The organism is Paenibacillus sp. J31R122, assembly GCF_056269185.1.
Map to the genome: position 1 here is coordinate 75,068 of NZ_JBWDNM010000004.1, position 23,088 is coordinate 98,155.

General features: G+C 41.8%; 16 protein-coding genes and 1 pseudogene. 16 read left to right on the forward strand and 1 reads right to left on the reverse strand.

The features are described 5' to 3' along the window. Positions 1–158: 158 nt before the first annotated feature. From AC0YN7_RS08535 to AC0YN7_RS08600, 14 genes and pseudogenes are all read left to right on the forward strand, one after another. Positions 159–1,454: a Gfo/Idh/MocA family protein gene (locus tag AC0YN7_RS08535; protein WP_475809551.1), complete on the forward strand. Its 1,296-nt coding sequence runs from the start codon at positions 159–161 to the stop codon at positions 1,452–1,454. A 377-nt stretch (positions 1,455–1,831) separates the two neighbouring features. Then, positions 1,832–2,686: an AraC family transcriptional regulator gene (locus AC0YN7_RS08540; RefSeq protein ID WP_475809552.1), complete on the forward strand. Its 855-nt coding sequence runs from the start codon at positions 1,832–1,834 to the stop codon at positions 2,684–2,686. Between the two features lie 198 nt (positions 2,687–2,884). Further along, positions 2,885–5,374, forward strand: coding sequence for a hypothetical protein (locus tag AC0YN7_RS08545; protein WP_475809553.1), 2,490 nt, complete (start codon positions 2,885–2,887; stop codon positions 5,372–5,374). A 20-nt stretch (positions 5,375–5,394) separates the two neighbouring features. Further along, complete coding sequence (murQ, locus tag AC0YN7_RS08550; RefSeq protein ID WP_475809554.1) at positions 5,395–6,312, forward strand: N-acetylmuramic acid 6-phosphate etherase; 918 nt, start codon at positions 5,395–5,397, stop codon at positions 6,310–6,312. Next, a complete protein-coding gene (locus AC0YN7_RS08555) occupies positions 6,309–7,238 on the forward strand; it encodes a BadF/BadG/BcrA/BcrD ATPase family protein (protein WP_475809555.1) in 930 nt (309 codons plus the stop codon). Before murQ ends, AC0YN7_RS08555 begins: the two co-directional genes overlap by 4 nt. Before the next feature lie 191 nt (positions 7,239–7,429). Beyond that, positions 7,430–13,075, forward strand: a complete 5,646-nt coding sequence (locus tag AC0YN7_RS08560; RefSeq protein ID WP_475809556.1) for an InlB B-repeat-containing protein — start codon at positions 7,430–7,432, stop codon at positions 13,073–13,075. A gap of 207 nt (positions 13,076–13,282) precedes the next feature. Next, positions 13,283–13,714, forward strand: a pseudogene (locus AC0YN7_RS08565) (beta-galactosidase); the annotation flags it as partial. 194 nt (positions 13,715–13,908) lie between these two features. Continuing rightward, positions 13,909–14,655, forward strand: a complete 747-nt coding sequence (locus tag AC0YN7_RS08570; protein ID WP_475809557.1) for an IclR family transcriptional regulator — start codon at positions 13,909–13,911, stop codon at positions 14,653–14,655. A gap of 14 nt (positions 14,656–14,669) precedes the next feature. Beyond that, positions 14,670–15,443, forward strand: coding sequence for an SDR family NAD(P)-dependent oxidoreductase (locus AC0YN7_RS08575; RefSeq protein ID WP_475809558.1), 774 nt, complete (start codon positions 14,670–14,672; stop codon positions 15,441–15,443). A 35-nt stretch (positions 15,444–15,478) separates the two neighbouring features. Beyond that, entirely contained in the window at positions 15,479–16,390 is a 912-nt protein-coding gene (locus tag AC0YN7_RS08580; protein ID WP_475809559.1) for a fumarylacetoacetate hydrolase family protein, read from the forward strand. A gap of 122 nt (positions 16,391–16,512) precedes the next feature. Further along, positions 16,513–17,178: a GntR family transcriptional regulator gene (locus AC0YN7_RS08585; protein WP_475809560.1), complete on the forward strand. Its 666-nt coding sequence runs from the start codon at positions 16,513–16,515 to the stop codon at positions 17,176–17,178. Between the two features lie 67 nt (positions 17,179–17,245). Next, positions 17,246–18,007 carry an SDR family NAD(P)-dependent oxidoreductase gene (locus AC0YN7_RS08590; RefSeq protein WP_475809561.1) on the forward strand — a complete coding sequence of 254 codons (762 nt, stop codon included), beginning with the start codon at positions 17,246–17,248 and terminating at the stop codon, positions 18,005–18,007. A gap of 128 nt (positions 18,008–18,135) precedes the next feature. After that, positions 18,136–19,233: a mandelate racemase/muconate lactonizing enzyme family protein gene (locus tag AC0YN7_RS08595; RefSeq protein ID WP_475809562.1), complete on the forward strand. Its 1,098-nt coding sequence runs from the start codon at positions 18,136–18,138 to the stop codon at positions 19,231–19,233. Between the two features lie 389 nt (positions 19,234–19,622). Further along, positions 19,623–19,868, forward strand: coding sequence for a hypothetical protein (locus tag AC0YN7_RS08600; RefSeq protein WP_475809563.1), 246 nt, complete (start codon positions 19,623–19,625; stop codon positions 19,866–19,868). A 12-nt stretch (positions 19,869–19,880) separates the two neighbouring features. Here AC0YN7_RS08600 and AC0YN7_RS08605 read toward each other — a convergent pair whose 3' ends face one another. Further along, on the reverse strand, positions 19,881–20,669 hold the full coding sequence (locus AC0YN7_RS08605; protein WP_475809564.1) for a DUF4097 family beta strand repeat-containing protein: 789 nt from the start codon (positions 20,667–20,669) through the stop codon (positions 19,881–19,883). 250 nt (positions 20,670–20,919) lie between these two features. On the opposite strand from AC0YN7_RS08605, the gene AC0YN7_RS08610 reads away from it, so the two are divergent. Together AC0YN7_RS08610 and AC0YN7_RS08615 are read left to right on the forward strand one after the other, a co-directional pair. Continuing rightward, positions 20,920–21,744, forward strand: a complete 825-nt coding sequence (locus AC0YN7_RS08610; protein WP_475809565.1) for a helix-turn-helix domain-containing protein — start codon at positions 20,920–20,922, stop codon at positions 21,742–21,744. Positions 21,745–21,869: 125 nt separating this feature from the next. Continuing rightward, positions 21,870–23,078, forward strand: coding sequence for a Gfo/Idh/MocA family protein (locus AC0YN7_RS08615; RefSeq protein WP_475809566.1), 1,209 nt, complete (start codon positions 21,870–21,872; stop codon positions 23,076–23,078). The last annotated feature ends 10 nt before the right edge of the window (positions 23,079–23,088 follow it).

Genomic DNA, 23,088 nt, shown 5'->3' on the forward strand with positions numbered 1-23,088 from the left:
CGATAATCCGAACCTATGGAAAATGGATAAGCTAGGGCAGCTAGTTTCTCCGCATCTGCATAATAATGTTTGGGGTACCAACTTCCCAATGTGGTTTGAAGGAAATTGTAAATTCAGATTTTCGATCAGCATAAATCGATAAGGGAGTAGAGTAGGATATGAAAAAAATTACTGCGGCATTAATCGGAGCTGGACAAAGAGGGGCGGGGGCTTACGCACCTTATGCCTTGCAACACCCAGAGGACATTCAATTTGTTGCCGTTGCGGATAGCGATCCTGAGCGAAGGGAACGATTCCAGCAAGCCCATGGTGTTCTGAACGAGAATTGTTATTCTAGCTGGGAGGATCTGCTTGCAGGACCGAGGCTAGCCGATGCTATTCTCATTTGCACACAGGATAAGATGCATTTTGAGCCTGCGTTGAAAGCATTGGAGAAAGGGTATCATGTGCTTATGGAAAAGCCGATGTCACCCGATCCACGAGAATGTTTCATTATGGGGGAATATGCTGAGAAATATAATCGGGTGTTTTCGGTTTGTCATGTACTTAGATATACGGACTTTTTTTCGACGATCAAACAGATTATTACGGATGGAAAAATTGGCAAACTCGTTTCGATTCAACATACGGAAAATGTAGAACATCGTCACCAAGCACATAGCTTTGTAAGAGGAAACTGGAGAGACTCAGAAATTTCGAGTCCAATGATTTTGGCGAAGAGTTGTCATGACATGGATATTTTGCAGTGGCTTGTTGACGCAGATTGTACTAAAGTCTCATCCTTCGGCTCATTAACTCATTTCCGTAAAGAAAGTGCGCCGGAAGGCGCGCCTAAGTACTGTTTGGACGGATGCCCCGTACAGGACAGCTGCCCTTATTATGCACCTAAAATGTATATTGAACGAGATGATTGGGTGGGTGAAGTGCTTCGCACTGTTGTTAGCAACGACACAAGTGACGAGGGTGTGCTTCGAGCACTGAAGGAAGGACCTTATGGAAGATGCGTATATCATTGCGATAACAACGTGGTCGATCATCAGGTAGTGAACATGGAATTCGCAAATGAAGTGACGGTTGCGTTCACCATGAGCGCCTTTACTTATGAGGGTGGGCGCTCGGTGAAGCTAATGGGCACTCATGGTCAGATAAGAGGCGATATGGAGAAGAATGTAATTGAAGTGACGAGCTTCGTTACTCGGGAGACAGAGACCATTAATCTGGATACGGACTTGGCAGGTCATGGCGGCGGCGATACAAGTATAATGAGAGATTTTGTACGACTTGTTCGAAGTGATGGTATGGAAGAGGGGCTTACAGGTGCAGATGCCTCTGTAAAGAGTCATCTAATTGCTTTCGCCGCAGAAAAATCACGTTTGGAAAGCCGAGTTATTTTGATGTCTGATTATATCAATGAATTAAAGAATGGTAACGATTGTGCTCTCTCTGCTTTGTAACTATATCTGGAGTAAAGCACTAAAATTTAATTGGCGATCTTGCTCTTGTCGCAGCTGGTTATGGAAAGACTTCCGCTGATCCGGAATGGAATACGTATAAACAAGCGGATATGAACAATGACGGTAAAATAGACATTGTTGATCTTGCAGCTATTGCTATATTGATACTAGGTTGACTCCAAATTGGGGGAAGGTGTAATGCCTTCCCCTTTTTATCGAGCAAGCTCATAATACCGAAGAACCGCAGGACAACATAATCTGTGGTAGCAAAAGTAAGACACCTTCGTTACTCTATTTATAAAAATAAGCTATAATAGATGTAAACTTTTGAGTTTATAACGAGGTGAATTAAACTGAAAAAAGTTAATAAAAATGATTTGTTCAAGCAAGAAAGAATAGAATTTACGTATAAGTCAGAAAACGGGCTTGTTGAATTTAAAATAGGCAGAATTAATCACCGTAAGGCTTCTAAGCCTATTGAAACTCATATTCATAAAGGTTCGCTTGAAGCTACATATCTTGTAAAAGGAAGACAAATATATGAGGTAGAGAATAAAGAGTATGAATTTAACAGTGGAGAGGTTTTTATTGTCTTTCCCGATGAAGTTCATAGCTCTGGGTCATATTTTGAGGATAAATCACTTTTTTATTATTTCGTGATAAATATAGAAGATAGTAATAATTTCATGGGATTCTTAGATGAAGATGGGGAAAAATTGCTAAATGCGCTAAAGGAGATAAAAAAAAGGCGGTTTCGTGCATGTTATAAGTTTGAAGAATTATTTGACAGAATCATTGATTTGTATTTTACGCAGAGTCCTTACAAGGATCTTTTGATTCGCTGCTGGATTACTGATTTTATAATAAAGTTGACAGAAAGTGAAAAGTCAATAAATCCTATAGAGCAGGATGACTTGCAACCGGTACTGGAATACATACAAAAAAATATTTTCAATTCAGTAATGATTTCTGATTTAGCAGATATCATGCATATGTCAGAATCTTATTTTGCAAAGGTATTTAAAGAAAAAATCGGTATTTCTCCACATGAATACATTTTGAGAAGTAAAATAGAAACATCAAAAAACTTAATTCTAAAGAATGATCACGGAGTAACCCCTATCGCACATATGCTGGGATTTTCTTCAAGTCAGTATTTTTCTACGGTTTTCAAGAGATTTACAGGGGTTAGTCCGAGTATATTCAGGAATGAAAAGATTAAACAGTCCTAAACTGAGAACGATAAATAGATGATTCCTGTATTGCAGGGGTCATCTTTTTTTATCCCCTCCGATGCTTATTTTAATATGATTGTTTGAATTTCAATTAAGTTGAATATTAAACGCAACATTTCTTCAAATCAGCTTTAATGATTACATAACATAATATTTTGATCGTGCTTAGCTAATGCTGGCACACGGAGGATGAACATGAAACTAGGAGAAATTGTCGGAAAATCAATGATGGACACTTCCGTCGATGACAATAACCGTGAGTGGTGTTATCTTGCAAAGTCAACAACAACAATTGGAGTACCATTTCAACCTGATGTAACACAGGTGACCTTCGATGGAGCTCTGTTTACAAAAAATGCAGAATTATGCTTCTTTTACGGTGAACCACTAAAACCTCTTTTTGCAAGACAAAAAACCTATCTTGAAGGTTGGATTCCGGTAGTGGTATATGACTGGACTGAGGGCAATTTGCGTTATGACATCGAGATGTTTGCAGCACAGCTGGATGGTGAGGACGAGAGCAACACGATAAATTTTGTTAAAGTAATGATTAAGAATAAGGGGACAGATCGCACAAAAGCAGCATTTTCTTCTGCAAGTCGTAGCACGGGAAAAGACTATAGATTTCAAGACTTGGATTATGCCACATATGAGTACATAAACATGGATTTTTCGGAAGAATGGATGTACAAAATTCATGATAATAAGGCTATACGTGATAATAAGCTTATATATACTTTTTCTCCTTGCACTTATAACGAGGTAATACCGGGAGAACTATATTCAGGAGAGTTTTGCGGTAAGGAATTTGATGTTAAAGAGGACTCAGCCGTATGTCTTGCACATTATGAAAAAGAACTTGATCCAGGCGAAAACATTACACTGATTTTTAAGATGCCAAGAGTTCCTGTGGAATTATCAGAGGTGGAATTTATTCAGAAAATGGATGAAGCCGATTACGACTTTTATCAAAATAAAACTATTGTCTACTGGGAAAATCTAATGCAGCAAGGTGGAAGCTTTTCATTTCCGGAAAAACGTGTTCAGGAGGCTCAGCTAGCGAGTCTTGTCCACTTGTTGCTGGCAACAAGAACGAGAGATGGAGAGCGCTTTCAGACAAGCGGGCTGCCTTATCCAAATTTCTTTATGATTGACTTTATCGACATGAGATTGGCCTATGATCTTAAAGGATGGGATGGGCTGGCAAGAACGAGTTTTGATCAGATTTTAAAAAGGCAGTTGGAAGATGGCTTGTATTGTGATACAAGCCTATCGCACGGAAAAGAGCTTTGGTCTTCTCACGGACATATGATCTATACATTAGCCCATCACTGTTTGATCACTAGAGATTTTAATTATGCCAAAGAAATCTATCAAAGTATTAAAGATGCTGTTCAATGGATCGAGATGGCAAGAAAAGAAAATGAGTATGGCTTAATGCCACCGGCATATCCCTATGATGCAGAGATGATACAAGGCCATTATACTTCTCATAACCTCCTCTCCATACTGGGGCTTAGGGCTGCTATCTCCCTTGCAAGAGAGCTGGAAATGGATGAAGATTCGACAGCGTGGAAGAAACTTCATGATGAGTACTTAGCTTCGTTACATCATGCTATCCAAGCAACCAGCGGCGATGACGGTTATGTACCACCAGGACTTTATTCATTTTTGACGGGGAAAGCTGCTTCAGAAAAATTTGAAGAATACGAAACCAATTGTGATTGGGAAAATGTTCTTTTGGTATATCCTACTGAGATCCTAGAGCCTGATGACAAGCGGGTGCATGCAACATTAGATAAGATGAGAATGGGTTATGCAGAAGGCGTAATGACTTACAGACATGGTCTGTATTTACACCAATATATTACTACGAATCTTATCGAACAGTATATTGTTCTGGGGGAATCAAAAAAGGCTTTGATTGACTTATATCATGTATTGCTTCACTGCGGATCAACCCACGAGGGTTTCGAAAATTTGGTATTTCCATGGACGGACCGCCATGTAGAACCCAAATGCCCTACACCTCATGCCTGGGCTGCGGCCAAAGTCGCTCTGGTACTTCGTAATATGCTGGTCATGGAGCATGGTGGGGCTTCAGGTCTGGAACCAAATGAAAGAAATTTATACTTATTTAGCGTAATATCTCCTGAATGGGCAAAGGCGGGTCAAGAGGTTTCATTGGAAAACGCACCTACGGAGATGGGGAAAGTTTCTGCAAAGATGGTATTTAACGATACAGGGGCCCGTATTGAAATACGCAATGAGTTTCATAAGCTGCCGGCAAGCATTAAAATCAGAATCCCATACTTCAAGGAATTTATGGATTGCAGCACGGATGCAGCAGCATGGGAATTAAAGGACAATTGCATTTCCCTCAGTTCGGATGTGTCTTTTGTTGATGTTGTTTGGAAAGAAAAAGATGGAACAGGCTTAAATATCTTTGAAGAATTACTTGTAGCTTACCGTTCATCTAATAGCTTTGCAGGAGTGGACGACAAAGGATACCCGATTATAAAAGAAGGGGAACCGTTTATTACCGATGATGAAAAGAGGGAGGATGTACAAATTTTAAACTTTGAAATTGTGCTTGAAGCATTTCAGCATGAATATAGCAGAAGATGTAATGACTATATGAGAAGTGGGGGAATTCTCAAAAAAGTAGAAGCACCGGGTATATAATCTGAATGATGTGAGGTGTTATGGTGGAAGAAAAACTTTTTATGCTTACAACTGAACAAGTAAATAAACATTCTGAAAATATCGATGTATTGGAAACAACAGAAATCGCTAAAATGATGAACGATGAAGATGGAAATACAGTTTCTGCTGTAAGGTCACAATTACATCAAATTGCAGCGGCGATTGATTCTATTACAGACAAGCTTTCAAAAGGCGGACGGCTTTTTTACATCGGAGCAGGTACGAGTGGCCGTCTAGGTGTTTTAGATGCTTCGGAATGTCCTCCAACCTTCGGCGTTCCGGATGAAATGGTTCAAGGTATTATGGCCGGAGGAGAAAAAGCGTTATATTCATCTTCCTTGGATGGAATGGAAGATCACTTTGAAGATGGTGAAAGAACCATTTCAACCTATAACATAAAGGATCAGGATGTTCTGGTAGGCATATCAGCAAGCGGAAGATCACCATATGTAGTTGGAGCATTAAAAAAGGCTCAGGAAGCAGGCATATTTACAATAGGCCTGTGCAACAACTCCGATCCTGCTTTTGGTTGTTATTGCAATATCGTTATTGCTCCTGTTGTTGGCCCTGAAGTTATAGTTGGTTCGACACGCCTTAAATCCGGAACCTCACAAAAAATGGTTTTAAATATGCTGTCAACCGGGAGCATGATAAAACTGGGGAAAGTATATAAAAATTATATGGTTGATGTAATGCCAGTGAATGCCAAATTGGTAGATAGAGCAATTCGCATTGTAGAAAGTGTTACAAACGTTGATTATGATACGGCTAAAAAATATTTTGATTTATCAGGCAACAATGCGAAGGTCGCGATCGTAATGATTTTAACGGAAACTTCAAAAGAGCAGGCGATAGGTATGCTTGAAAAAGCAGATGGGTTTATCTCAAAAACGGTAGGTGAAAGGGATAATAAATGAAGTTTGTAATTGGAATCGATAGCGGAGGAACAAAGACACATATCAAGTTTGCTTCCTTAGACAAACAAATATTGTATGAGGGATTTGGTGGATCCGGAAATATTTATACAAACACAACCGAAAATTTAACAAAGCACTTTAATGATCTGGTTTTTTCTGGATTGGATACTTTAAAATTATCTCCTCAAAACTGCCAAAGTATTGCGATTGGTTCTGCAGGAGTAGTCAAAAATAATTCAGGTCAGATTTTAAGGGACATTTTTTCAGGCTTGGGGTTTGATTGCAATATTACAATAACAGATGATGCGCATATTGCATTATGCGGTGGATTGGGCAAAACAGAGGGTATTGTACTTATTTCCGGTACAGGTTCGATTTGTTATGGCGTTAATTCTTCCGCTGAAACTATGCATAGTGGTGGATACGGGCATTTATTGGGAGATGAGGGTTCAGCTTATTTTATTGCAATGCAGGCAATGAGGTCTGTTTTACGAAGTATGGATCATAGGCTGCCATTTACAACATTGACACAAAGGTTCTGTGAAAGACTTCAAATCAGCGAACCTATAGACCTTATCGATTTTGTTATGAAAACACCTGAGAAGGATAAAATTGCATGTTTAGCTCAAATTGTTGATAGAGCTGCTTTAGACGGGGATAAAGTAGCTACTCAAGTTTTAGAAAATGCAGCTGGGGACCTGTATGATATGGTGGAAACGGTATACAGGAAACTGTTTGATAACGAAAATGTTTCCCTTTTGGTTACTGGTTCGTCAATAGAGAATTGTTCGATTTTGAAAGATAAATTTGAAAGTTTAGTTAGTGAAAGGTTGAATAAAATGACAATCTGTAAAAAGTTATTTGACCCTGCATATGGGGCAGTTTTGATTGCGCTTGAATCTGTGGGTCGAGCATCTACTAACTGATCTTCATGATACTTGGTATTGGCTTTACCGGGTTTCAACCTGTTGAGCATATAAAAATAAAAATGGAGGTCAAATAATGAACAAATGAAAGCGCTTCAGCGAGGTCAGATCGATATTGACTCCGTAGCAGTTGAACAAGCAGGTTGCTTCTGGGAATGCGCACAAATTCTAAAAAAATGGAGGTAATCAAAATGAAAACAAGAAAGTCCTTCCTTTCAATAATCGTCGCAGTTTGCATTATTGTTACATCGCTTGTTCCATTAACATCTGTTAGCGCTGCAACTCAAACGCCGGTCGGCAATCTTGCTTATGGAATAACTCCTACATTTGGAAATTTTAGCGGTCCTCTTTCAACGTCTGACTTCCAACAAGCAAACAGAATACCGCAATTGACATCCGGTTTGCTTAATAGCGATTACTGGGTATCAACAAAAGAAAGCATGCATGGTGCTGCTTACATGCAGATCGATCTTGGCAGCGTTAAAGCGGTCAACAATATTAAAACATGGCAGTATTATAAAAGCCCGCCTCCTCATGCGAGAAGTTTTTATCAAGCTGTCCAAATTTCAACCGATGCCACAAACTGGACAACCGTTTATAACAATGACTTAACCGATGCGGGCGGCTTAAAATCGCTCGGCAAAAATCTTAGTGGCGATTATAATACCATGACTTATGAAACCGTGGACGGCAACGACATCTCATTTTCTATGAGTGATGTGCGGTATGTTCGTTTTTGGTCGGCCGGATATATTTGGGACGACACAAAGGTCAGAGGAGGAGATCAGCCTCTTTGGGTTCAACTTGAAGTATTCAACAACTTCAAAGTAACCATTGACCCGAACTATGCAGGCAGCACAACATCCATAGTATCAGTACCTACTGGTACTACCGTCTCATTACCTGAAACACCGGTTAACCCAAATCTGGGTTACGTGTTTGCCGGCTGGACATTAAACGGTAGCCCCTATCATTTCACCACTCCGGTAACATCGGATATCACATTGCAAGCCAGCTGGAATAACGTTGGTACCAGCGATGTTACATTTGACTATAACGATGGCGTTACAGCTCCGTCTGTCGTTCAGGTTACCAACGGCAACACAGTAACCATGCCTCAGAATCCCAAAAGAAGCGGCTACAACTTTGCCGGCTGGAGAGTGAACGGCGTGCCATATAACACTATACCCGCAATAACTTCGGATATTACACTTACCGCATCATGGGTTCCGACTCAAACTGCTAATGCATTTAAAATCAGCATGGGTGCGGTAAATATGTATCTCAATGGAGAAGGACAGATCACAAATATGGTTAGCACAATCAACGGTCAAGATTATGTTCCAGTCGAACATGGTGACGCATATCTTATTTCTTTGATTGCAAACAGTACATCTCAGAAACCAACTTCTATGACATATGATAGTGCAACAAGCACATTGAAATTTACGTTTGCAACAATCAATGCTCAAGTAGATGTTAAGGTCGTAGACAAAGGGGATTACACAACATTTACAGTATCTGATCTTATTGCCCCGCCAAGTGTTAATATGGAAACACTGCTGTGGGGTCCTATTAAGACAACCATTTCAAGTGTTGTCGGTGGAGCTCTTGGAGTAGTATATAACCACGACTTCGCAATCGGTATTCACGACCTTAACGACAAAACAGTTGGCGGCTGGCCGCAGGAGTGGGCTAGCCTCACATATCCACCAGGGTATACAAAACAGGACAATACATACTTAAGTGGTATGTCCTGGCAAGGTCAGGCGGCAGTGGTTGCTCCTTTTGGAAGCTTTCTGCAGTCTTTCACAAACGATTACACACATCCAACAGATCGTATCGTAGGCGGTTTCGCATGGGTTAATAACGATAAAGTTAATCAAACGGACTTCACAATGAAATCATTTGGTGTAATTGCAAAAGAGCGTGTTCCTGCACTTATCAATTCCGCATATCCGGAGGATGCCAGCATTGTCGGTTCTTCAATAGCTTTGTTTGGCACTAAGTCAACAAATATCCTGAATACAGTTGAAGATATTGAGCTCGGCGAAGGCTTGCCTCATCCTACAGTTGACGGACAGTGGCAAAAAACCGCTCCTGCTGCTCTTTTTACCGAAGTAAATACCGGTAGCCTTAGTACCGCAAATGTAGATTCTGTTACTAAAGCCGCGGCTGCTGCAGGTATAAAATACGTTTATAACATTGTAAGCGCAGTCGGTCCGTTTGATCACAACGGTTCTTTTAGATTTAATAGCAGTTGGGGTCATTCCGATCAAGCTGCCAGAGCTCAGATGACTGATGTTGCCGCAAATAATGGGGTATACCTAGGCTTCCACACCATGTCGGATTACATCGGACATGGTGGCGATAATGACACGCAATATCTAACCACCTATGGTGCAAATCCTGATCTTGCAACAGCAGCAACAACTGTGCTGACACGTCCGGTATCGACTACTGACACAACGATTTACGTAGCAGACGCTTCACTTTTTGGAGACATTGTTAGAGATGCCCCCGGAAAGTACATTCGCATTGGCTCGGAAATCATCCAATATACGGGTGCTACTAAGATCAGTGCAAACGAGTGGCAAGTTACCGGTGGTACACGCGGCGCACGAGGAACAGGTGCATTTGTTTCTTCATACTCTACAGGCGCATCTGTAGCAAGACTTTGGCTTTCACAATATAGTGCTTTCTTGGGTGGCGCAAGTATTGCAAAACAAATTGCAATGCGCTTAGCACAAACAATGAATGACTCCGGTGTTATGGATGCATCTGGCGATGGTCTCGAGGATACTTACAAAAACGGATATATGCAGTTGGCATATAATCAGTTTTTTTCCACTCTCTATAAAAATCTAAACAACAAAGACAATTTATACCTCGTTAACAGTGCTCTGTGGGCAAACCAGTGGGATATCCTCAACCACGAGTTATGGAACGGCTCGGTAACCGTTAACGTCCCGAATTTCAATTTGTCCGCACCATCCGACCAAGCAGATCCTGTTACAGACTCAAGAGCTTACATGATGCAGCGTAACTTGCTCCATCAAATTTACAGAGTTGGCACTGGAAGCATACAACAAACTGGCAGAGAACTTTCACTCGTAGCCGCTCTTGATGCTGGCTTTGGCATGGGTTCAGTAGAAAGACTCACTCCGGCACATTTGGCGAGCATCAAAGCATGGAAAGACGCAATGGTTAACCAAGCATTCAGCGAACAACAAAAGCAAAACTTTCTAAGCGAATACGATGCTGATCGTTCTAACTCATGGCTGCTAACCACCGTAACACCGGACAAAGAGTGGACTTTGCAACAAACAAACAGCAGCGGTACTCCTATTGGTTCGCCGATCGCATTATATGCAGGTGGCAAAATCAACATCGTACACGGGTCAAACGGTAATGTTGCAACAAACGTTTCCACAGCAAACGTAACCGGTATCAACCCGGCTCACACCAATAAATTGTTAGCATCCTTCGCGGGTACAGTAGCTTCCACATCACAACCTGGCGAAACAGTAATCGTTAGCCCGCAAGCGAATAATGGATATGTTCTTAGCTCTTTGACTGTAAAAGATGCAAGCGGTAACGATGTTCCTGTAACCTTATCCAATGAAACATTTGGCAACTACACCTTCACAATGCCTACAGGCAATGTTGAAATTACGCCTGTATTCACACGTGCAACAACTTACAATGCAATCGCTGATAGCAGCGTAAGTAATGGCACAATTACAATGGATTTGGCAAGTGCATCAAACGAACAAATCGTTAGTGTTATTGCAACTCCGGCTGCAGGCTACAAACTCGTTCCTGGTTCAGTCGTTGTAAAGGATACTTCAAATAACACAATTACAACAAATGCTGCAAATCAGTTCATTATGCCAGCAAGCGATGTAACCGTAACAGCACAGTTTGCCCCGGTATCATCACAAAACATCACAGTCGATACAGATATTCAAAATGGCTCAGTTAGCGTGGCACCATCTTCTAAAGAAGGCGATAAGGTAACAGTTACTGCAACATCGAACGCTAATTATAAGTTCCAACAAGTTACTGTATACAATGCAAGCGGCGATGTGATTATCGTTGATAACGATGCAGACGATGCTACATTCACAATGCCTGCTAGCGACGTAATCGTTACAGCTTCATTCATTCCTACCAATACTGTAACCATTGCCTCTGGTATCACAAACGGCACACTCACCGTAAACAAGGCAAACGCAGCAAATGGCGACAATGCTGTTGTCTCGATAACTCCTGCACAAGGCTATAAAATGGTTCCGGGTTCACTGATTGCTCTTGATGCAACCGGCGCCGGCGTTCCACTAACCGTTACTGCCGATCAGTCAAAGTATGATTTCACAATGCCTGCTTCCGCAGTGACAGTAACAGCACAGTTTGTTGCATCGGAAAGTCGCACTCTCACAACTACTGTGACAAACGGAACAGTTACTCTCAGCAAAACAACTGCAAACGTTAATGATCCTGTTTCCTTCACAGTAACACCAAAAGCGGGCTACAAAATCATTTCTGTCTATGTTCTTGACCCAGCAGGTGACCCTGTTGCTCTGACAGATAACCGTGCATTCCAGAACAACAGCTACTTGGTCGCAAGTCCTTCTGCCTCTTCTGTAAGTGGCACATTTACAATGCCGGACGCTAATGTTTCGGTAAATGCATACACAGTGGAAATGCAGAATCCGACCATTACTGGAATAACAGCGCCGGAACCCATCACTGGGGTTGCGAACGGAACGGCAAAGACAGCAGAGGCTCTTGGCTTGCCTACAACCGTCGAGCTGGTAACCGATACTGCGGGAAGCCAGGATGCCACTGTGACATGGGATGTGAATGCATCATCTTATGATCCGTCTTTACAAACAGGCCAGACGTTCACCGTGAACGGAACAGTAACTTTGCCTGACGGAATTGAAAATCCGAACAACATGGCTCTGACAACAAGCATCAGCGTGACGGTATTACCAGGATCCGCGCCTCAGGCTACCCTTACCAGTCAACAGCAGGTAATAACTGGAGAAGCATTGGATTTGACGATGGGATTGAGAAACGTTACACAAAGTGAATTCCAGCTTATACATGCGAAAGAGCTGACTCTTACTTATGATTCGGCGAATATGGAGCTGGGTACGGTGACTTCACTTGTTGACGGATTGCAAGTCATCGACCAAAAAGAGACAGAGCCGGGACATGTTCGGATTATTCTTGCAAGCATAAATCCTGAAGGATTTGTTCCCCAAGGAGATTTGCTGAAATTTAGCTTTACCGCCAAAGCTGTAACCGAAGTTACGAATACAGCCTTTAGTGTTAGCAATATTACAATTGCCAACGGTCTAGGTAGTGAAATGCAAATTAACGGTGCCTCTTCCGGCACACAAATTATTTTACCTTCAGTACCAGTGGATAAGACATTGCTGAATACCTTAATTACAAGTGCTCAAGTTAAGCATGATGCTGCAGTAGAAGGAAATAAGGACGGTCAGTATTTGACGGGTTCAAAGGCAATCCTTCAGTCAGCCATCGACAACGCGAGTGTAACAGCTAATGACCCGAATGTTACTCAGGTTCAGGTGGAGAATGCCAAAGTTACGCTTGAAGGGGCAGTTCAGGCATTTGAAAACAAAAAAATAACAGCAGATGTCAGTGGTAATGGAATTGTTTCTATTGGGGACTTGGGTATTGTTGCAGGAGCCTATGGAAAACAACAAGGTCAGGCAGGTTGGAATATGAATGCGGATGTCAATAAAGACGGTAAGGTAGATATTGTAGACTTGGCTATCGTAGCCGAAGCCATAATACAATAAACTTATCATGGGAATTGTATCAAATTGGGGAAGGGGAAGGCGTGATGCCTTCCCCTTATTAATATTTTAGGTTGAATTCAGAGAAAAGTGATTAAATAGTAGTCGATTTGTGTTACTTTTTGAAGAAATACAATCTTTTTATTATTTTCAAAACGGATGGATCTAGTTAAGTTGATATTAACTAATATTAGGGATGGGGCAACAACAATGTCTTCATTTACTATCGAAGGAAAACAGTTTATGTATAATGACAAGCCTATTCGTATTTTGTCGGGAGCCCTGCATTATTTTCGTATAGTTCCGGAATATTGGTGGGATAGATTCGTCCGAGTCCGTATATTTGTGCAGAATGGGAATTCGGAGGATTGCCTTCAGGGCTTCTTAAAGAAGAAAAGATGCGCTTATTATTATGAACCTTATTTGAATAAAATTGATGCTTATTATGATGTGTTGCTAGCTAAACTTTTGCCGCTTCTATGTACGAATGGCGGACCGATTATAGCGATGCAAATTGAAAATGAGTATGGAAGCTACGGCAATGATAAGAGGTATTTGGAATACTTGAAACAAGCAATGATTGGGCGTGGAATCGATGTCATGCTGTTCACATCGGATGGTTATGACGAGAGCAACCTGCAATCAAAGGAATATGTGAAAATGAGAAAAGGTGCCGCCTATAACAATAGTGGTACCTTTCTTTTTTATGTAATCTTTTAATAAAGCTAGAAGCTATAGCTTTTTAATAAAAATTAGGATTGCTAAATAAACTGTAGTGCTATAAAATGAGTTTGTATATAAAACTCGGTTTTCTATAATGTACAGAGGATGATCGTATGGACAAAAAATATTGGGTACCTGCATTGGAGAAAGCAGATGGGATTTTGCGTCTGGTATCAGACGAACCCCATAAGCATCGATTAATTGATCTGTGCAATCAGCTTGGCATTCATAAGAGCTCTATGTACTCTATACTGCAGACTATGGAAACGCTCAATTGGGTTAGTAGAGATGCTAACGATACATACGCGATCGGCGCTAAGCCCGGAAGGTGGGGGGCTTCTTATTCGCAAGGTCAGGATTTGATCACGTCGTTTCACCGAGAAGCGAGCCTCTCGAGAGATCGTCTTCAGGAGACGATACAGTTAGCTAGATTGGAAGGTAATAAAGTATTATATCTGGCTAAGGAGGAAGCACCGACTATGGTCAGGCTAGCTTCCGCTCCCGGTATGAAGTTCCCTGCTCATGTGACTGCCCTCGGGAAAGTGCTGTTGGCGTTCGTATCCGATACGGATCTAGATTCATTGTATCCGGTTGACGAATTAACGAGCAATACACCATATTCACTCAAAACGAAGATAGATTTGGTTAAACAGCTAGTGGAAATTCGTAATGAAGGGATTGCTTTCGATGAACAGGAGGTTATTGTCGGGTTCAACTGCGTTTCAGCCCCGATTTTATCCAAGTCAGGTGAAGCGATCGCAGCAGTGAGCTGCTCTATGCCGCAGCATATATGGGAAGAGAAGAAGGATATTGCGAAGGTTGAAATTCGTCAATTGGCGAGTCGTTTATCTCAGATCTAAGGAGGCAGCATTATATGAGATTAGCAAATAAAATCATCTTAATTACAGGCTCTGGTTCTGGTATCGGCCGAAGTACGGCTTTGCTGTTCGCTCGTGAGGGAGCAACTGTAATTGTGAACGATCTGGATGAGGCCAAAGGAAAAGAGACGGTAGAGGATATTCATGCTGCTGGAGGAGCGGGTCATTTCATCCATGCGGATGTGACTAATCCCGAATCTGTCATGCAAATGGTCAATCAAATCATTGAAAAATATGGTTATATTGATGTGCTCTTTAATAATGCGGGAATTAGCGGCGTAGGAGCTTTGCATGAAGTCGAGCCCGATGCATGGGACCGCGTTATTCAGGTTAATATTCGGGGTGTATACTTGCCTTCCAAATATGTGCTTCCGCATATGATGAAACGCAAATCCGGCAGCATTATTAATATGTCGTCCTGTGTTGCAGAAATCGGACTAGCCAGAAGAGCTTCATATTCGGCAACAAAAGGAGCAGTATTGGCATTGACGAAGTCGATGCAAGTCGATTACGCAGCATACAATATCCGTGTAAATGCTCTTCTACCCGGAACAATCCTAACACCTTTCGTAGAGAATTACTTAAAAACATCCTACGATGATCCGGAAGCTGCGATTGCTGCACTTAAGAAACGTCAACTTAGTGAGGAGCTTGGCTCACCTGAGGATGTTGCACAAGCTGCTTTATTTCTCGCTTCGGATGAATCTAAATTTATGATGGGCTCGCCTCTCTATATTGATGGAGGCGCTACTTTCGGGAAAAACGCTTAAATAGTAGAAAATGACAAGAGGAAGGGGTATTTATAATGAAACTATTAACATTTATAAACAACGGTACTTATCAATTGGGGGTCGTAACAGAAAAGGGGATTTTGGATGTTGCGAGCGCATTAATAGATATGCCTACGCAGCCTGGAGACTTCGTACCTTCGACCGTTCACGAAGTGATCGATGGTGGTGAGGCTGCAGTTGCGAGGCTTGCTCAGTTCACATCACAAGCATTGGAGATGGCTGGAAACAGCAGTTCATACCTGCTCGACGAAGCAAAGCTGACGCTTGGCCCATGTGTGACGCATCCGAATAAAATTATCTGCGTCGGTCTTAACTACCGCAAGCATGCGGAAGAAACGAACGCAGCGATCCCTCAATTTCCAATTCTGTTCAATAAATTCAACAACACATTGACAGGGCATGGCGATGATATTCCTCTTCCAAGAGTGACGAAGAAAGTAGATTACGAGGCGGAGCTTGTCATAGTTATCGGTAAAACCGCTAAGTATGTTGCGAAAGAGGACGCACTTAGCCATGTGTTTGGCTATTGCAATGTGAACGATTTGTCCGCAAGAGATTTGCAAATGCGTACACAGCAATGGCTTTTAGGTAAGTCATGCGATAAGTTTTCGCCTCTTGGACCGTATCTAGTCTCTGCGGATGAAATCGGAAACCCGAATGATCTGGATATTAAATGCACGGTTAACGGAGAAGTCCGTCAGCATTCCAATACGTCGGATATGATTTTCCATTGTGATGAGATTGTAAGCTATATTTCGCAGCATATGACTCTTGTACCTGGAGACATTATTCTGACTGGAACACCAGAAGGCGTCGTCCTTGGTTATCCGGAAGATAAGCAGGTTTACTTGAAGGATGGTGACATCGTCACGATCGAGATTGAGAAGATGGGCAAGCTGACGAATCGGCTCGTTAAAGAAAACTAGCAGAGGAGTTATAGCTTCATCCTTATATGGTTTAGATGAGGTGCTACTTATTGTAAATGTAAGTAGCGCCTGATATAATAAATCATGTACGATTTTGTTGAAGCTAAGGTGGTTTGGGTAATTTGAAAAAAGGTCTAAGTCGTTATGTATTGACTGATGAGATTTATACTATTCTTAAAGGGAAAATTCTTAACCATGAAATTGCTGCCGGTGATAAAATCAATATCGATCAATTAGGTCGTGATCTCGAGGTCAGCAATATTCCCATTCGCGAGGCACTATCTAGATTAACAGCCGAAGGTTTAGTTAATATGGTTCCATTCAAAGGTATGTTTGTAGCAAAGATGTCTCTCCAGGAGCTTGATGAAATGTTTGAGATCCGCATGCAATTGGAATGTTTAGCACTTAACAAGGCTATTCTCAAAATTCCAGATGCTAAATTGGAAAAATTGAATCAAGATATGAATGGGTGGACTAGTGCGCTGCCGACTGAAAGTGATGAAAAGATCCGTTTGATTTCTGAAATGAATCGGAGCTTGCATGGATTAATTTTAGAGTATAGTGAGAACTATTCTTTAAAGAATTTAGTTGATTCGTACATTGAGAAGATACAAAGATACTTATCATTATATCAAACCGATTTAGAAGAAAAAGACATTCAGACTGAATGGGATGAGCATATGTCAATCATTCATTTTCTAATAAAGAGAGAGAAACAGTCTGCTGAAGAAGCATTGATGACACACTTACAAAACTCACACGTTCGTACGAGAAATTACTTTATTTGAAATTTCTCTTTTTTTATAATTAATCATACATGATAAATTATATTAACCGAGAAAGGAGTTGCATGCTATGAGTTTAACTGGAAAAGTTGCCATCGTGTCCGGCGGCAGTTCAGGTATCGGTGAAGCGATTGTGCGTTTGTTTGCTGCTCAAGGTGCTAACGTAGTGATCGCTGATTGGAATGAGAAGGACGCTGTTTTACTAGCAGAAGATTTACTCGCTTCAGGTGTTCGGGTGACTGCGATAAAGACGGACGTTTCCAAAGAGGCGGATGTAATAAAGTTAATCCAAGAAACCAAACGTCAATTTGGGCAAATCGATATTGTAGTCAATAATGCAGCAGTTATATTACCCAAGTTTTTAGAGGATGTACAGGAAGAGGAATGGGATCATCTATTTGATATCAATTTAAAAAGTGTGTTTTTTATGATTAAGCATTCCATTGAAGAATTAAAGGAAACACAAGGAACTATCGTTAATATGGCTTCATTAAACGGTTTGGTCGGCCAGAAGAAAAATCCAGTTTATGCTGCAACAAAAGGAGGGCTTATCGCACTAACAAAGTCGTTGGCTTTGGACTATGCATCATGGGGTATTCGCGTGAACTGTATATGTCCAGCGGGTGTAAGTACACCTTTATTAGCAAACTGGATTGAACAGCAGGTGGATCCTGCAGCAACCAGGCAGTCTTTGAATGATATGCATGCATTATCTCGCCCGGCTACTACCCAGGAAATTGCTCAAGCTGCACTTTTTCTTTCTTGTGAACAATCTAGTTTTATTACAGGTGTGGCGCTTCCCGTTGATGGTGGAGCTATGCTTGGTTACTAATTTATTCTTTTTAGTTATATAGAATTTATAAGTTTCACACTTATTCATTTCTATATAACCACCGCGAAACGAGCTTATGCCGCAAGGACGGCGACAGCCGTTTACGCTTGACTAGGGAGATGGAGTCTATGAAAATTGTAAAAGTAGAAAGCTTTGTTTTGCACGTACCGATTACACCGCCAATTACGGATGCGATTAATGTTGCAACGCATTGGGGACTTGCAGGTGTACGAATATTTACCGATGAGGGTTTTGTTGGTTATGGTTATACGGGAACTTGTGCACATGGCGATGATATGATCGTCGATACGATTGATCGTTATTATGCACCTTTATTAATTGGCAAAGATCCATTTATGGTTAAAGAAATTTGGGACGAGCTGCGTTTTGGCAAAATGCATTGGATTGGTAGAGCTGGTGTTACTCATATGGCATTGGCTGCAGTGGATATTGCGCTTTGGGATATTATGGCGAAGGCTTCGAATAAGCCACTCTGGCAGTATCTTGGCGGACATAAATCCAAACAAATAAAAGCTTATAATACAAACGGTGGCTGGCTGAATTGGTCCAAAGAACGTTTGATTAAGGATGTTTCTGAAATTGTCGAGCAAGGCTTTACAGGAGTAAAAATTAAAGTGGGAAAATCAGACTCACATGAGGATTATGATCGGTGTAAAGCTGTTCGCAAGGCGATAGGAGATCAAACGATTTTCATGATCGATGTGAACCAACAGTGGAATATCAATACAGCTATGACGTGGGGCAAGAAGCTAGAGGAGTTTGATTTATTCTGGTTAGAAGAACCATTAAACCCAGATGATATTATGGGCCATAAGAAGCTTGCTGATGCACTTAATGTGCCTATTGCATTAGGTGAACATGTCTATACGAAATACGCTTTCCGTGATTACATCCACCAAGGGGCAATCGAATATTGCCAGGTTGACGTAACTCGTGTTGGCGGTATTACAGAGTGGCAGCAAGTAGCTGGTTTAGCGGCTGCATACGATATTCCGGTTTGCCCGCATGTCGGCGATATGGGGCAAATTCATCAGCATTTAGTCGCCTCAACACCAGGGGCTATTATGCTGGAATACATCCCGTGGATCCGTCATATTTTTGTGGAGCCGGCTACCGTAGTAGATGGTCATTATATACTTCCTCAAATGCCTGGTGCTTCAACGGAAATTATACCTAAGTTGTTTGATGAGTATCGCGTGAGATAAGGAATGACATGGTCATTCCGCTAAAAGAATAACGGATGAAGGAAGGATCGGGAGAGGAAAATGGTAATGTCCTTTCCCGTTCCAGCCTCCTTGCTTAAAAGTAAGCCCATTCCATGCGGAGTTCTGGGCTTACTTTTCTTTATTTGCGGACATAACTTGATTCTCGAAATTATTAATGATTAGAGAAGAAGAAGAAGAAGAAGGGTTTCTATTGACCCAATTGCCTAATAGGTTAAAAGGTATCCAATTCGTATTAGGATCAATATCTACCACATGTTCGATCCGCAAATGCCGGACGACCAGCAGTAGCGAGGTCAGGCAATATCATTCAGTTCTGCTTCCCAATCTTCGGGGCGTACATATCCTATGCAGCGAATGTGCATAAGCATATGATAGACTACTGTCTGAAGCAGCTGCTGCCGCAGCCAGTAATAAAGTGTGAGGGTATTCCAAGCACGGCGAGAGTGACGGTAACGGCAAAAGAAAACAAGCAAATGGTGCATGTCAAATTAACACACCCAGAGCCGAGAGGCAAATATAACGTTATAGAAGATGTTCAGACGTTAACCGACGGAGTTGTTCTGCTAAAAGCTAATTCGATAAAAGAGGTTTACAAGGCGCCGGTCTGGCTTTAAGATTTAAGATATTTAGTTGGCATTGACAGAAATATTTCCGATGCTCGATCGTACCTTTAACTCAGATCCGTTAGAACCTTTCTCCCCAGTAATTTTTCTGCTGGATTTAGACTCATTTACAATATCCAGATTCGAATCGACATGGCCAAGCTCCGTTGATAGAGCCAATTTCATATTTTGGGGAGCTTCGTCCAAGATGATCTCGATGTTTCCTAATTCCGTTGCGACATCAATATCATTGTTTATTTGATTCGCGTTTATTTTTATCGGTCCGACTTCGTTCTTAATTTTGGTTTTTCCAGCTTCAATATCCTGCACAATAATTTCGCCGACACTATTCGTAACTTCAAGCTCATCGGTTGCTATTTTACTGTAACTAATGGTGCCTACATCGCTTTTAAGCGATATTTCTTTATAATCTTGAGTAGGCAGCTTAAGATGCAGATCCGTGCCGAACAATTCGTTCAAGTTCAGAACGTCAAGGTTTACCTTCTGTTTCCCCTTGATTTCAATATCGAGTGTATCGCTTGATTGTTTAACTTCAATATTGAAATTTTTCTCCAATTCATTCAGATCGGCATTCTTTATTTCCAAATGTATCTCTTGATCAGGCGATTCATCGACATAAATGGAGAATACATCTGTTTTTACATTTATAGTATTGAAATCAGCTTCTAATTGTTGGCCTTCATAGATATCCTTCCAATTGCTTTTATTGTTCTCTGTTTTTTCAGAGCATCCTACCATAATCAGACTAAGTGAAAGAAGTGTAGTATAGAAGAGATGAGATTTTTTGGGCATTTCGTAATTCCTCCAGAAATTAGTAGTAGGTTTAATGTGAATTTCCAATATTTAATATATCAATATGGCCCAATATGCACCATAGACCTCTGAATGGTTTATAGCTGGACTATAGTCGAGTAAGCCCTCTTATATATCTCGCACCACAGTTACCGTATTGGAAGCGATACCATTCTATTCCCTAGTAAGCTATAATACGGTAAAGCCGACAGGCGCACCGGCTAAGCCAAATAGAGGGTAGGAAAGTCTTATGGCTCATACGAGAGAAAACTTTGGAAACTATCTCGCCAATATTCAAACATCGATTTTTACGATATTTTACCAGCAAGTCGGTACAAACTGGTCTTATACGAATGTAAACTACGAATATAATCTCCTTTACTATATTGTAGACGGGAGCTGCAAAATTCGGGCAAATGATGAAGAAATTCGTCCTACAGCAGGTCAGCTCGTTTTATTGCCTGAAGGAACGAATATAACAACCTCCTCCGATGATGAACATTTCGCCCAATATTACTGCCATTTTACAGCATCTCTTGGGGAGACACGGCTTTTTGATTTAATAAGGCTGTCCACGGTAATCGATGTTAATGACCGGCCGGCGATTGAAGAACGGTTCCGCGAGCTTCTTCTTTACTCATCCTGCAAAAATATGACTTCAGCGTTGCGCTGCAAAACAATATTGCTCCAGCTTCTTTGTTACTACATCGAGAACAGTCCGCTTTGTAAGTTTGCTGATACCGGACATTCTCAATTGGAAGCAGTTAACGTTGTGCTTCAGTATATCGAGAACCATATGTCGGAGAAGCTCTCGGTTGAAAAGCTGGCAGGTCTCGTTCATTTTCATCCGCATTATTTCATTCAGGTATTCAAAACAATGGTCGGTTGTCCACCGATCCAATATATTACGAAATTAAGGTTTGAGCATGCCTGTATTTTCCTGTCCTCTACGGGGAAGAGCGTCTATGAAATCGCCGAGAGGGTTGGGATCGAACCCGATTACTTCGCCAAATTTTTCAAACATCACTCCGGCATGACGCCTACGGAATATCGGAATCGTTTAAGCGCGCAATAACCTGATTTTTTTCAGGATAGATCTTACTTATTTCAATTCATCTCTCTATACGTTCGGACTATAGTAAAGATATAGTTCTGAACAATGACATGGCGTGTGATCGCGCCAAAGGAGAGAATGCAGAGATGGGAGCAAATCAACCGGTACGATTGGCCGTCGTGGGCGGGGTCCGCGGCAGCTGTTACAGCAAGTCCGTTAAGATGATGCCTGATAAAGTCCAACTGGCGGCGGTGTGCGATCTGAACGAAGCGGTATTGAACAATTGGAGATCGGACAATCCTGGAATTAAGACTTATACCAGTTACGATAAGGTGCTGGAGGATCCTTCAATCGATGCAGTGCTGATTGCAACGCCGATGATGCTTCATGCCAGGCAGGCTGTGCAAGCGATGAAAGCCGGAAAGCATGTGTTAAGCGAAGTCGCTGCAGCCCACACGATCGAGGATTGTTGGCAGCTAGTTGAGACGGCGGAGCAGACGGGAATGATTTATATGATGGCCGAGAACTTCAATTATTTCCGCTTGAACATGATGGTCAAGAATATTTCGGATCAAGGAGAGTTTGGTGATATTACTCACGCCGAGTGCGGTTATATTCATGATTTGAGGGCGATATCTCATACTGAAACCGGCCAATTGACATGGAGAGGCGAGATGTTGAGGGATTATAATGGCAACAATTATCCAACCCACTCGCTCGGACCGGTATCGCAATGGCTCGGTATACATCGCGGGGACGAGTTCGACTATATGACGACGATCGTTTCAAAGCCTTCATCTCAATCTGGCTATTTTTCCGAATTGTACGGTGCCGACCATCCCGCAGCGAAGCCAGAATATTGGAAGCAAGGCGATTCATCACTTACCTTGATTCGGACGAAGCAAGGCGCCGTTATATATTTGCGGAACGATTTTTCCTCTGCCCGTCCGTTTAATTACGCACATTTCGGGCTGCAAGGGACGAAAGGCGCTTTCCTGTCGGCCAGGCGCGAAGGGGAGGACCCGCTCGTTTGGCTGAATAGTCGATCGCAAGACAGATCGTATCAAGGCACGGTGGAATGGCAGTCTATTTGGGATTTAGCTCCCGAATTCGAACATCCGTCTTGGAAGAAGGATCGGGAGAAGGCGGAAGAGGCAGGGTTCGGCGGGGATTATTTTGTTATGGATGAATTTGCGTCGGCCGTTCAGGAAGGACGCCGACCGGCTGTTGATGTCTATGACGCCGTAGCGATTAGCTGCGTATTTCCACTGTCTGTTCAATCCGTAGCGGCGAATGGGAAACCAATCGATTTTCCGAAATTTACCAAAAATAGATCCAGCTATAAATATAGATAAAAAGGAAGAA